The organism is Pseudomonas allii (assembly GCF_055380095.1).
Window position 1 is genome coordinate 3,357,446 of the sequence record NZ_AP039450.1, and the last position, 13,042, is coordinate 3,370,487.

At 61.7% G+C, this 13,042-nt stretch carries 12 protein-coding genes; 8 read left to right on the top strand and 4 right to left on the bottom strand.

Annotated elements, in window-relative coordinates:
* The first annotated feature begins 3 nt into the window (after positions 1 to 3).
* The 4 genes from ACZ445_RS14970 to ACZ445_RS14985 all read left to right on the top strand — a co-directional run bounded on the left by ACZ445_RS14970 (position 4) and on the right by ACZ445_RS14985 (position 3,523).
* Complete coding sequence (locus ACZ445_RS14970; protein ID WP_122304964.1) at positions 4 to 237, top strand: type VI secretion system contractile sheath small subunit; 234 nt, start codon at positions 4 to 6, stop codon at positions 235 to 237.
* 175 nt (positions 238 to 412) lie between these two features.
* Positions 413 to 1,123 carry an HPP family protein gene (locus tag ACZ445_RS14975; RefSeq protein WP_058425875.1) on the top strand — a complete coding sequence of 237 codons (711 nt, stop codon included), beginning with the start codon at positions 413 to 415 and terminating at the stop codon, positions 1,121 to 1,123.
* A gap of 141 nt (positions 1,124 to 1,264) precedes the next feature.
* A complete protein-coding gene (locus tag ACZ445_RS14980) occupies positions 1,265 to 2,368 on the top strand; it encodes an enoyl-CoA hydratase/isomerase family protein (protein ID WP_058425874.1) in 1,104 nt (367 codons plus the stop codon).
* A 3-nt stretch (positions 2,369 to 2,371) separates the two neighbouring features.
* On the top strand, positions 2,372 to 3,523 hold the full coding sequence (locus ACZ445_RS14985) for an acyl-CoA dehydrogenase family protein (RefSeq protein ID WP_058425873.1): 1,152 nt from the start codon (positions 2,372 to 2,374) through the stop codon (positions 3,521 to 3,523).
* 111 nt (positions 3,524 to 3,634) lie between these two features.
* Here the strand turns inward: ACZ445_RS14985 and ACZ445_RS14990 are convergent, their stop codons facing one another.
* From ACZ445_RS14990 to ACZ445_RS15005, 4 genes are read right to left on the bottom strand one after another with little or no spacing between them, the layout of a single operon-like run.
* The gene (locus tag ACZ445_RS14990; RefSeq protein WP_058425872.1) at positions 3,635 to 4,408 is read right to left on the bottom strand and encodes an enoyl-CoA hydratase; all 774 of its coding nucleotides are present in this window, start codon (positions 4,406 to 4,408) and stop codon (positions 3,635 to 3,637) included.
* Between the two features lie 11 nt (positions 4,409 to 4,419).
* Complete coding sequence (locus ACZ445_RS14995; protein WP_058425871.1) at positions 4,420 to 5,547, bottom strand: acyl-CoA dehydrogenase; 1,128 nt, start codon at positions 5,545 to 5,547, stop codon at positions 4,420 to 4,422.
* Between the two features lie 9 nt (positions 5,548 to 5,556).
* Positions 5,557 to 6,741, bottom strand: coding sequence for an acetyl-CoA C-acyltransferase (locus tag ACZ445_RS15000; protein ID WP_464703618.1), 1,185 nt, complete (start codon positions 6,739 to 6,741; stop codon positions 5,557 to 5,559).
* 12 nt (positions 6,742 to 6,753) lie between these two features.
* On the bottom strand, positions 6,754 to 7,521 hold the full coding sequence (locus ACZ445_RS15005) for an SDR family NAD(P)-dependent oxidoreductase (protein WP_058425869.1): 768 nt from the start codon (positions 7,519 to 7,521) through the stop codon (positions 6,754 to 6,756).
* A 200-nt stretch (positions 7,522 to 7,721) separates the two neighbouring features.
* Between ACZ445_RS15005 and ACZ445_RS15010 the strand changes: the two genes are divergently transcribed.
* From ACZ445_RS15010 to ACZ445_RS15025, 4 genes are all read left to right on the top strand, one after another.
* Positions 7,722 to 8,615 carry a bestrophin family protein gene (locus ACZ445_RS15010; RefSeq protein ID WP_058425868.1) on the top strand — a complete coding sequence of 298 codons (894 nt, stop codon included), beginning with the start codon at positions 7,722 to 7,724 and terminating at the stop codon, positions 8,613 to 8,615.
* Positions 8,616 to 8,685: 70 nt separating this feature from the next.
* Positions 8,686 to 9,744 carry a tetratricopeptide repeat protein gene (locus tag ACZ445_RS15015; protein WP_058425867.1) on the top strand — a complete coding sequence of 353 codons (1,059 nt, stop codon included), beginning with the start codon at positions 8,686 to 8,688 and terminating at the stop codon, positions 9,742 to 9,744.
* A gap of 106 nt (positions 9,745 to 9,850) precedes the next feature.
* Positions 9,851 to 11,353 (top strand): ATPase domain-containing protein, encoded by a 1,503-nt coding sequence (locus ACZ445_RS15020; RefSeq protein ID WP_058425866.1) that lies wholly within the window; start codon positions 9,851 to 9,853, stop codon positions 11,351 to 11,353.
* Positions 11,350 to 13,020, top strand: a complete 1,671-nt coding sequence (locus tag ACZ445_RS15025; RefSeq protein ID WP_464707188.1) for an ATP-binding protein — start codon at positions 11,350 to 11,352, stop codon at positions 13,018 to 13,020. The genes ACZ445_RS15020 and ACZ445_RS15025 overlap by 4 nt, the downstream gene beginning before the upstream one ends.
* Positions 13,021 to 13,042 lie beyond the last annotated feature (22 nt).

Genomic DNA, 13,042 nt, shown 5'->3' on the forward strand with positions numbered 1-13,042 from the left:
ACCGTGCCAGATGATGCTTCGCTTGATAACCCAGCCTTGACCAGCACCGAAGTGCATGTCGGCTATATTTCCCTGCCACCGCTGGACCGGCTGATGGGATTGCGCGACGCGTTGGTGGCGTTGAAAGGCCCGCTGGCGAGTGAGCCTGGTTTGCAGGAGAACCTGCGCAAGCGTTTTTTGGATGAAGAGTTCAGTAATCGAGTGCTGGGTAAGGTCTGCTGCTCGATAGCCGTCTGACCGTATTCCAATTCATTATTTTTGCATTCAACCTTCATTAATATGCATTGGCGCCTCTGTTCCACGCACGGCACACTGCATGGGTTCCTTCCCCCAAATGTTGGAACTTTCAAAGGGCTTTTCCGGGCAACCAGACAAGCCTTTTTTTTGCCCGCTGTTTATGGACTGCCTTCCAATGCTCGCTCGCTGGTTCCCCGCTGCTATCAACACCCGCCCCACCGAATGGAGCCGTGCCGCAATCGGTATGGCGCTTGGCACCTTGTTCAGCGTCTGGGTGTGCTCCCAGGTGTTTGGCATGGATGTCGCGCTGCACCTGCTTGGCCCGCTGGGTGCGTCGGCCGTCTTGTTGTTCGCCGTGTCATCGGGTGCCTTGGCGCAACCCTGGTCGATTATCGGCAGCTACCTGTGCGCTGGCGTGATTGCCTTGCTGGTGACGCGTGTCCTCGGTGCGTCCCTGGGCGGGGCCTGCCTGGCGGCGGGCATGACCGTCATGCTGATGTGCTGGTTGCGCTGCCTGCACCCACCCGCCGGCGGCCTGGCCATGACGCTGGTCCTGGCAGACCCGGCTTCAGCAGCCCTGGGCTGGTACGAACTGGGCGCGGTATTGCTCGGCGCAGGTGCGCTGCTGGCCTGCGCACTGGCGTACAACAACGCCACGCGCACGCGTTATCCCAAAGGCGCGGCGCCAGCACCGGCACCTCTCCCGTTCAACCCCAGAGCCGGCCGAGACCCTGCCATTACCGCCGCTGATTTGAAATTGGCACTGGCGGACATGGAGCAGTTCTACGATGTGGAACCCAGCGAACTGGAAGAGTTGATCCATGCGGCGGAAACCCACGCCAGGCGCCGCAGCATCGGTGAAACACTGGCCAGCCGGGTGCCTTGAGCCCGGCGCGTGCCTATTGCATAAATGCAAAAACGACCTGCAGGATTGAAGGTTGTACTGGGCAAATTTGCACTGGTACGATCGCGAGAAGGTTCATCCGTGAACATCTTGATAAAGAACAATAAAAGCAGGGAGTTATCGATGACTGCTCAGGTTTCATCCGAAGCAAGCCACGCCGAAATACTTCAGGACGAAGTTCTCGCCGAGGTCCGCAACCACATCGGCCACCTCACCCTCAATCGCCCCGCCGGCTTGAACGCCATCACCCTGAACATGGTGCGCAGCCTCACGTCCCAGTTGCAGGCGTGGGCTGATGATCCGCAGGTGTATGCCATAGTCCTGCGCGGCGCCGGTGAAAAAGCCTTCTGTGCCGGTGGCGATATCCGCTCGCTGTACGACAGTTTCAAGAACGGCGACACCCTGCATCAGGACTTTTTCGTCGAGGAATACGCACTCGATCTGGCCATCCACCACTACCGCAAGCCAGTCGTGGCACTGATGGACGGGTTTGTCCTGGGCGGCGGCATGGGCCTGGTGCAAGGCGCTGATCTGCGTGTGGTCACCGAGCGCAGTCGCCTCGCGATGCCGGAAGTGGCCATCGGTTACTTCCCTGATGTGGGCGGCAGCTACTTCCTGCCGCGTATCCCCGGCGAGTTGGGAATCTACCTGGGCGTCACCGGGGTACAGATCCGCGCCGCCGACGCGCTGTATTGCGGGTTGGCCGATTGGTACCTGGAAAGCCACAAGTTCACAGATCTTGACCAGAAGCTCGACCGCCTGCAATGGCACGACTCGCCGCTCAAGGACCTGCAAGGCGTGCTCGCCAAACTGGCCGTGCAGCAATTGCCCGATGCGCCGCTGGCCGCTCTGCGCCCCGCCATCGACCACTTTTTTGCGCTGCCGGATGTACCGAGCATCGTCGAGCAACTGCAGCAAGTCACCGTTGCCGACAGCCATGAATGGGCGCTGACCACCGCCAACCTAATGCTGACCCGCTCGCCCCTGGCCATGGCGGTCACATTGGAGATGTTGCGCCGCGGCCGCCGCCTGCCCCTGGAAGACTGTTTTGCCCTGGAGCTGCACCTTGATCGCCAATGGTTCGAGCGCGGCGACCTGATTGAAGGTGTGCGTGCCCTGATCATCGACAAAGACAAAAGCCCACGCTGGAACCCGCCCACCCTGCACGGGCTGGCCCTCAGCCACGTCGAGAGCTTCTTTCATCACTTCGAGAAGGTTGCGAAATAAGCCATGCAAGACATTGAATACACAGAAGAACAAGTGATGATCCGCGACATGGCGCGTGACTTCGCCCGGGGTGAAATCGCCCCGCATGCCCAAGCCTGGGAGAAAGCCGGCTGGATCGACGACGCCCTGGTCGCAAAGATGGGCGAACTGGGCCTGCTGGGCATGGTGGTGCCGGAAGAATGGGGCGGCACTTATGTCGATTACGTCGCCTATGCCCTCGCCGTCGAAGAAATTTCCGCGGGTGACGGCGCCACTGGCGCACTGATGAGTATCCATAATTCAGTGGGTTGCGGACCGATTCTCAACTATGGCACAGATGCACAAAAACAGACCTGGCTGGCCGATCTCGCCAGCGGCCAGGCGATTGGCTGCTTCTGCCTGACCGAACCCCAAGCCGGTTCCGAAGCACACAACCTGCGTACCCGTGCCGAACTGCGCAACGGCCAGTGGGTGATCAACGGGGCCAAGCAGTTCGTCAGCAATGGCAAGCGCGCCAAACTGGCAATCGTATTTGCGGTGACTGATCCCGACCTGGGCAAGAAAGGCCTCTCGGCGTTCCTGGTGCCCACCGAAACCCCGGGATTCGTAGTGGATCGTACCGAGCACAAGATGGGCATCCGTGCGTCCGATACCTGCGCCGTGACCCTCAACCAATGCAGCGTGCCTGAGGCGAATCTGCTGGGCGAGCGTGGCAAAGGCCTGGCCATTGCGCTGTCCAACCTGGAGGGTGGCCGCATCGGTATTGCCGCCCAGGCTTTAGGCATTGCACGCGCGGCGTTTGAAGCCGCGCTTGTCTATGCACGGGATCGGATGCAGTTCAACAAGGCAATCATCGAGCACCAGAGCGTGGCCAATTTGCTGGCCGACATGCAAACCCAGCTCAACGCCGCGCGCTTGCTGATCCTGCACGCCGCACGCCTGCGCAGTGCCGGCAAACCCTGCTTGTCGGAAGCGTCCCAGGCCAAGCTGTTTGCCTCGGAAATGGCCGAGAAGGTGTGCTCATCGGCGATGCAAATTCACGGTGGGTACGGATACCTGGAGGATTACCCGGTGGAGCGTTACTACCGGGATGCGCGGATCACGCAGATTTACGAAGGGACCAGCGAGATTCAGCGGATGGTGATTGCCAGGGAGCTGAAGAACTATCAGCTCTAACAGTGTGGGAGGGGGCTTTCCCCCGATAGCAGTGGGTCAGTAACAGGTAAACTGACTGATCCACTGCTATCGGGGGCAAGCCCCCTCCCACATTTAGTACTGAGTGTCGGGTTATTTGTCTTTGAACGCCGGCGCCCGCTTGGCCACAAACGCCGCCATGCCTTCCTTCTGATCCTGCGTGGCGAACGCCGCATGGAACACCCGGCGCTCAAAGCGCACGCCTTCGGACAGGCTCACTTCAAACGCACGGTTCACGCTTTCCTTGACCATCATGCTGATCGGCACCGACTTGCCGGCAATCAGCGTTGCGACTTTCAGCGCTTCTTCCAGCAGTTCATCGGCCGGTACGATACGCGCGACGATCCCGCAACGCTCCGCCTCCACCGCATCGATAAAGCGGCCGGTCAGGCACATTTCCATGGCCTTGGCTTTGCCCACCGCACGGGTCAGGCGTTGAGTGCCGCCCATGCCCGGCAGTACGCCGAGGTTGATTTCCGGCTGGCCGAACTTGGCGCCGTCACCGGCCAGGATAAAGTCGCACATCAACGCCAGTTCGCAACCGCCGCCCAGGGCGAAGCCGTTGACGGCGGCGATGATCGGCTTGCGGCGGTTGGCCACGCGGTCGCTGTCGCTGAACAGGTCGTCGAGGTAGATCTGCGGGTAGGTCAGCTCGGCCATTTCCTTGATGTCAGCCCCGGCGGCGAAGGCTTTTTTCGAGCCGGTCAATACGATGCAGCCGATTTCCGGGTTGGCCTCCAGGCCGTCCAGTGCCTGGTTCAGCTCGCTGACCAGTTGCGCGTTCAGGGCGTTCAAGGCCTGCGGGCGATTGAGGGTAATCAGCCCGACGCGGCCCTGGATTTCGAGCAAAATGGTTTCGTAACTCATGTATCGGCTCCTTAGAGATTGCGTGAGATGACCATGCGCTGGATATCGCTGGTGCCTTCGTAAATCTGGCAGACCCGCACGTCGCGGTAGATCCGCTCCAGTGGGAAGTCGCTCAGGTAACCGTAACCGCCCAGGGTTTGCAAGGCGGCCGAACAGACTTTCTCGGCCATTTCCGAAGCAAACAGCTTGGCCATTGAGGCTTCCACCAGTGCCGGCTTGCCGCTGTCGCGCAGTGCGGCGGCGTAATGCACCATCTGCCGGGCAACCGCGATTTGCGTGGCCATGTCCGCCAGGCGAAAAGCGACGGCCTGGTGCTCGATGATCGGCTTGCCGAAGCTTTCGCGCTCCCTTGCGTAATCACGAGCCGCTTCAAAAGCGGCGCGGGCCATGCCCACCGATTGCGAGGCGATGCCCACGCGGCCACCTTCGAGGTTGGCCAGGGCAATCCTGTAGCCTTCGCCCTCCTCCCCCAGGCGGTTGGCAACAGGAACCTTTACGTCTTCAAACAGGATCTGGCAGGTATCGGAGGCATGCTGGCCGAGCTTGTCTTCAACTCGCGCCACGCGGTAGCCCGGCGAATCAGTCGGCACGATAAACGCGCTGATCCCGCGCTTGCCCGCTGCCGGGTCGGTCACGGCAAACACAATCACCACGCCGGCGTTCTGCCCGGAGGTGATGAACTGTTTGCAGCCGTTCAGCACGTAATGGTCGCCTTCAAGGCGTGCGCGGGTTTTCAGGCTACTGGCATCAGAGCCGGCCTGCGGCTCGGTCAATGCGAACGCGCCGAGCATGACACCACTGGCCAGGGGCTTGAGGAACTGCTCTTTCTGCTGGTCGTTACCAAACTTGAGAATCGGCACGCAACCCACCGAGTTGTGCACGCTCATGATGGTCGAGCAGGCGCCGTCACCGGCGGCGATTTCTTCCAGCGCCATGGCGTAGGCCAGGTAGCCGGTGTCGCATCCGCCCCATTGTTCCGGCACCAGCATGCCGAAAAAGCCCAGCTCGGCCATCTCACCAATCGCTTCCTTGGGGAAGCGGTGCTCGCGATCCCACTCGGCAGCAAAAGGTTTCAGGCGCTCCTGGGCAAATTGCCGGGCAGCGTCGCTGATTTGCAGTTGTTCGTCATTGGGCAGCATGGTGGTTCCTTAATACAGGCATTCGACGGCCATGGCCGTGGCTTCACCACCGCCGATGCAGATAGCGGCGACGCCACGCTTGAGGCCCTTCTGGCGCAGGGCCGAGAGCAAGGTCACGAGGATCCGCGCACCGGAGGCACCGATCGGATGGCCCAGGGCGCAGGCACCGCCATGCACATTGACCTTGGCGTGGGGAATCTCCAGCTTGCTCATGGTCACCAGGCTGACCACGGCAAAGGCTTCGTTGATCTCGAACAGATCGACTTCATCCAGGCTCCAGCCGGTCTTGTTCATCAGCTTGCGGATCGCCCCCACCGGTGCCACCGGGAACAGCCCCGGTTCGTCGGCGAATGCTGCATGCCCATGGATCACCGCCAAGGGCCTGAGGCCACGTTTCTGCGCTTCGGACTGGCGCATCAGCAACAAGGCCGCCGCACCGTCGGAAATCGAACTGGCGTTGGCCGCTGTTACGGTGCCGCCTTCGCGGAAGGCCGGTTTCAGGCTGGTGATCTTGTCCAGCTTGGCCTTGGGCGGCTGTTCGTCATGCAGGATGGTTTTCTGCTCTTTGCCCACGGTGACCTGTACCGGAACGATTTCTGCGGCAAAGCTGCCATGGGTAATGGCGTCTTGCGCACGGGTCAGCGAAGCGATAGCGAACGCGTCCTGGGCCTCGCGCGTAAATCCGTTATGCAGGGCGCAGTCTTCGGCAAAGGTGCCCATCAAGCGGCCCTTGTCGTAGGCGTCTTCCAGGCCGTCGAGGAACATGTGATCGAGCACCTTGCCGTGGCCCATGCGGTAGCCGCTGCGCGCACGGTCGAGCAGGTACGGCGCGTTGGACATGCTTTCCATGCCACCGGCAATCACCACGTCGACGCTGCCGGCCAGCAATGAATCATGGGCCAGGATCGCCGCCTCCATCCCCGAACCGCACATCTTGTTGAGGGTGGTGCAGCGCGTGCCGTTGTCCAGCCCGGCGCCCAGCGCGGCCTGACGTGCCGGCGCCTGGCCGAGGCCGGCAGGCAGTACGCAGCCGAACAGCACTTCATCGACGGCATCGGGGGCAACACCGGCACGCTCGACGGCGGCGCGAATCGCAGCGGAACCCAGCTGCGGCGCGGTCAGGCCCTTGAGGTCACCCTGGAAGCCGCCCATGGGCGTGCGCACGGCGCTGACGATAACGATAGGATCGGTCATGGGAATTGCTCCTTACTTGGCCGCCATGCGCAAGGCGCCGTCAAGACGGATCACCTCACCATTGAGCATGCTGTTTTCAATGATGTGCCGCACCAGCGCGGCGTATTCGGCGGGTTTGCCCAGGCGCGGCGGGAATGGCACGCCAGCGGCCAGGGAGTCGCGCACTTCCGGCGTCATGCCGGCCATCATCGGGGTCTCAAAGATGCCGGGGGCGATGGTCATCACGCGAATACCAAAGCGCGCCAGCTCGCGGGCCGCAGGCAGCGTCAGACTGGCAATGGCGCCCTTGGACGCGGCATACGCCGCCTGGCCGATCTGCCCGTCAAATGCGGCCACCGACGCGGTATTGATGATCACGCCGCGTTCGCCGTCGGCATTCGGCTCGGTTTCGGCGATGGCGGCGGCGGCCAGGCGCAGCAGGTTGAAGCTGCCGATCAGGTTGACGTTGATCACCTGGGCAAAGCTCGGCAGCCCGTGGGGGCCGTTCTTGCCAAGGATTTTCTCGCCACGCACCACACCGGCGCAGTTCACCAGCCCGTGCAAACCGCCAAACGCCGCAAGCGTCGCCTGCACCGCCGCCTCGGCAGCCGCTTCCTGGCTGATATCCGCCACGCAGCTGCGGGCGTTGTCGCCAAGCTGCCTGGCCTTGGCTGCCACGGCGTCGGCATTCAGGTCCACCAGCATGACCTTGGCGCCGGCGCCAATCAGCATCTCGGCAGTCGCCGCGCCGAGGCCTGATGCGCCGCCGCTGACCAGGAAGCTCTTGTTTTCAATCTGCATTGTTGTTTCCTTGAACGGTCCGAATCGTCGAGATAGTCGCCCCAGAGCCGCCCGCCGACAATGGTCAAAGCCTTCAACCTGCCTGACTGTTTTGGCCAGTCATCGACCCCACCGATCAGCCGGTCGGTCCAAGCGATTGGACGGCGACGACACTTGCTTCTAACCTGATGGCCTGCGCCACCAAAGAAGTCCGCCCCTGCATGATAGTCCGCCCCAAACCCAACCTCCTCGGCATCCTGTTCTCACTCAAGGGCTCGATTGCCAAGCGTATCGCCCTGCGCAGCCTGCTGGTCACGCTGCTGGCGTCGGTGATCGTGCTGGTGGAAACCCTGCACCCGGCGTACTTCTCCAAGGTCAATGCCACGCCGTTCACCTTGCTCGGGCTGTCGTTGTCGATCTTCATGAGTTTTCGCAACAACGCCTGCTATGACCGCTGGTGGGAAGGCCGCAAGCAATTGGGCCAGATGGTCATCGAAGTGCGTTCGCTGATCCGCGAAACCCAGGTACTCAGTGATCCGGCCGAGCGGACGGGCCTGCTGCGTAGCGTGTGTGGCTTTGCCCACGGCCTGATCGCACGCTTGCGCCATGAGGATGAAGCCCGGGCCATCAAGCCGTGGGGCACGTTCCAGGCCAACCACCCCAACCTCCCCGACAGCCTGCTGCAACAGCTGGGCGCGCGGTTTTCGGTGCTCGCCGAGCAAGGGGTGATCAGCGAGTGGCGCTACACCCAATGGGAAACCCGGCTGATCAGCCTCAGCCAGGTACAGGCGTCCTGCGAGCGCATCAAGAACACGCCGCTGCCCTTCCCCTACACCCTGCTGCTGCATCGCACCATTTACCTGTTCTGCATTTTGCTGCCGTTTGCCATGGCTGAGCCGCTGGGCTGGTTGACGCCCGTGTTCACCGCCATCGTCAGCTATACATTCTTCGGCCTCGATGAAATCGGTGATGACTTGGAGGACCCGTTCGGTTTTGACGAGAATGACCTGCCCTGCAACGCCATCCTGCGCACCCTGGAACGCGAAGTATTGGCCGCCCTCGGCGAAACCGCACTGCCGCCGCCCCTGGAACCGGTGGAGTACGTGCTCACCTGACGCAGGTTTGACACCCGCCGTGGTCTGACCGAAGCTGTCGGCTTTGCTGCCCACGCTTTCGGACGCCTGCATGTCAAAGTCACGCCGTTACTCCATCGTCGGCCTGTGCGCCCTGCTGTTGATTGTGCTGATCACCTGGTATTTCTCCCGCGCCACCCCGGTGGCCGTGCCTGCGGCCATTGCCCATGGGTATTCAAAAGCCTTGAAACAGGCGCGCAACGGTGAACCCGGAGCAGCACGCGTGCTGTACCAGCAACTGGGCCGACCGGATCTGTCGCCCGAGCGCCGCGCGGCGTTGCATGCCGAACTGCCCAACTACCCCAGCCCCCAGGCCCTGAAGCTGGCGGACAAGGACCTGGCCAGCGAATCACCGCTGGTACGCGAGGCCGCTATCCACAGTATTGTCGGCCTGGTGCCCACCGGCCAACGCACACTGCTGCTCGGCCCGGTGCTGGACGACCCCGAGCAGGACGTGCGGTTTGCCGCCGCCAACGCCTTGCTTGGCCTGTCGCCCGATACCCTGGGCCTGTACTTCGGGCCGTTGCAGCAGGTGCTGGATGAGTTCGTGAAAAAGCTCAAGGCCCAGCCCGAAACGGCCGAAGGCTGGATTCAACTGGCGCGCCTGTATATCCACAGCGCCCTGTTACCGGAGGCGCAAAACGCACTTGAACAGGCCATGCGCCTGCAACCGGATAACCTGCAAGCCGTGGTCGCGCAGATCGAGTTGCTGGACAAACAAGGCAAGACCGAGGAATCCCGCCAATTGCTGGCACGCCAGTTGGCCGCACACCCGGAGTCGGCCTACCTGCAACATGCGCTGGGCATGTGGCTGCTGCACCATGGCGAACGCCCCTATGCGTTGCTCGGCCTGTCCAAGGCGGTAGAACTGGAGCCTGACAATCAGGATTATCGCTACGACCTCGCGACGACGCTGCATGCACAAGAGGAATTGGAGGCTGCGCAACGCCAATTGGAAGAAATCATCCAACGCCACCCGGCCAATCGCAAAGCCCGGGTTTTGCTGGTCAATTACTGGAAAGAGGGCGGCCAGTTGCAGAACGTCCAGGTACTGCTCGCGCAGCTTGAGCAACAGAATCCGGACGACCCTGCATTGCAGCAAGGCCTGTAGGCCGACTCAGAATTTGTTGAACCGCCACAAATCGCTACGGTCAAGAGAACATGGCACGTCCACATGGGCGTGCATCCTCTACTCGTATGTGACCTGAGGGCACTTCTTGTCTACATCCAAAGCGCAGTTATCCGAAAAAGCAGCCACCGGCATTGAAGGTCTTGATGACATTCTTGCCGGAGGACTCTCGCGCAGCCACCTGTTTCTGCTGGAAGGTGAGCCCGGCACCGGTAAAACCACGGTTGCCCTGCACTTCCTGCAGGCAGGGGCCCGCGAAGGCGAGCGATCGCTGTACATCACCCTGTCGGAAACCGAACGCGAATTGCGGCAAGGCGCCAAGTCCCACGGTTGGGACCTGGATGACAACATTCATATCTTCGAGCTGACGCCACCGGAGAGTCTGCTCAACGCTGACCACCAGCAGAGCCTGCTGTATTCCTCCGACCTTGAGCTGGGCGAAGCCACCCGGCAGATCTTCGAAGTGGTGGAACGGGTCAAGCCAACCCGGGTGGTGATCGACAGCCTCTCGGAAATCCGCCTGCTTGCGCAAAGCTCCCTGCGTTATCGCCGGCAGATCCTGGCGATCAAACACTACTTTGTGCGCTACGACGCCACCGTCCTGTTGCTGGACGACCTGACCACCGAGTCCCTCGACAAGACCGTGCACAGTGTTGCCCACGGTGTTATCCGCCTGGAAGAACTGACCCCCAACTACGGCGCCGAACGCCGGCGTGTACGGGTGGTGAAGTACCGTGGCCAGAAATATCGTGGCGGCTTCCACGACTTCACTATCATGCAGGACGGCGTCCACGTGTTCCCACGCCTAGTGGCGGCTGAGCATCGCGGCGGCTATCAACGCGATACCTTGAGCAGTGGCATCAAGGAATTGGATGCCCTCATGGGCGGAGGCGTCGAGACCGGCTCCAGCAGCCTGATCCTCGGCCCGGCCGGCACCGGCAAATCGTTGATCTCGATGATTTTCGCCGCCGCCGCCGTAGCGCGTGGCGAGAAAGCTGCGCTGTTTATCTTCGATGAAGAGCTGGGGCTGTTGTTCGAACGCATGAAGAACATGGGTATCGACCTGGCGGCCCTGCAGCAAACCGGTAATTTGCTGATCGAACAAGTCGATGCTGCCGAGTTGTCGCCGGGCGAGTTTTCACATCGGGTGCGACGCTGCGTGGATGAGCGCGGGATCAAAACCGTGGTCATCGACAGTATCAACGGCTACCAGGCGGCCATGCCCGAAGAAAACGCGTTGATCCTGCACATGCACGAGTTACTGCTGTACCTCAACCGCCGGGGCGCCGCCACGTTCATGACCGTCGCGCAACACGGACTGGTCGGCGATATGCAGACCCCCGTCGACATCACTTACCTGGCGGATACTGTCATTCTGCTGCGTTACTTCGAGGCATTGGGCAAGGTGCGCCGGGCGATCTCGATCATCAAGAAACGCACCGGCTCCCATGAGGCCACTATTCGCGAATACCGGATCGGCAGCCAGGGCATGACCGTCGGCGAACCGCTGGATAACTTCCAGGGCGTACTGCGCGGCATCCCGACCTACATGGGCGCCGGCTCGCCCCTACTCAAGGATGAGGACGCGTGACGGGCCTCTCTCCAGTCTCCGAGCGAGCAATTGTATTGGCGCCGATGGGGCGTGACGGCTCATTGGCGCTGATGATGCTTAACGAAGCCGGCTACAGCGGTATCGTCGCCAGCGACCTGGGGGCGTTGTGCGAGGCGCTGGAAGACGGTGCCGGGCTGCTGATCATTGCCGCGGAGGCTTTGCGCGGGGTGGACCTGGAACCATTGCTGGAATACCTGCATCAACAGGCGGCCTGGTCGGACCTGCCCATCGTGCTGATGACCCACCATGGCGGCAGCGAGCAGAATGGTTCGTCCCACCTGAGCGGCATGCTCGGCAACGTGACCTTCCTGGAGCGGCCGTTCCATCCGGTGACGTTGATCAGCCTGGTCAGCGCCGCCCTGCGCGGTCGTCGTCGGCAATACGACGCCCGCGACCGCCTGATCGACCTCAGCGAAAGTGAACTGCGCCTGCAACGCACGCTGGAAACTCTTGAACAGCAAGTCGAGGAACGTACCGCCCAATTGCGCAGCAACGAAGAGGCACTGCGCCAATCACAAAAAATGGAAGCGGTCGGCCAATTGACCGGCGGTATCGCCCATGACTTCAACAATATGCTCACCGGCATCATCGGCAGCCTGGAGCTGCTGCGCAGGCGCGTGGCCCGTGGCAAGTTGGACGATCTCGACAGCCTGATCGACCTCGGGGTGACCTCGGCCAACCGTGCCGCCGGCCTCACCCACCGCCTGCTGGCTTTTTCCCGCCGCCAATCCCTCGACTCCAAACCCGTGGAGATCAACCGGCTGGTGACTTCGATGGGGGAGCTGCTGCAACGCAGCATCAACGAAAGCATTCGCTTGGACATGCGCCTTGCGACTGACCTGTGGACGGCCGAGGCCGATCCCAACCAATTGGAAAGCGCCCTGCTCAACCTGGTCATCAATGCCCGCGACGCCATGCCCGGCGGCGGCAGCTTGTGCGTTGAGACCACCAACCGCCACCTCGACAGCGTGTTCACCGCCGCCTACGGCACCTTGAAACCCGGTGACTATGTTGAGTTGAGCGTCAGCGACACCGGCTGTGGCATCCCAGAAAGCGTGATGGGGCGCGTGTTCGATCCGTTTTTCACCACCAAGCCCATCGGCCAGGGTACGGGCCTTGGGCTTTCAATGATCTATGGCTTTGCCCGCCAGTCCCATGGGCATGTGACCATCCACAGTGAAGTGGGAAAAGGCACCACGGTGAGCCTTTTCCTGCCAAGGTTCATCGGTGAAGTTGTCGCCGATGCCGTGGTGGATCCGGCGTTGTTGCCGTTCGCCAATGCCGGTGAAACCGTGTTGATCGTCGAAGACGACCCGGCCGTGCGCGTGCTGGTCAGCGCGGTGCTCAAAGAGTTGGGCTATGGGTTTGTGGAAGCTGTCGACGCCAATACCGCCGTGCCTATTATCGAGTCGGAACAGCGCATCGACCTGATGATCAGCGACGTTGGCCTGCCCGGTATGAATGGTCGTCAATTGGCGGAAATCGGCAGACAGATCCGCCCCGAGCTCAAGGTGCTTTTTATCACGGGGTATGCCGAACATGCGGCGGTGCGGGGCGGGTTCCTGGACCCGGGTATGCAACTGATTACCAAGCCGTTCACTTTCGATCTGTTGACGGCAAAAGTACGGGAAATGATCAGGGATTAGGGCTGCAAGGAAGCAGCCCTTC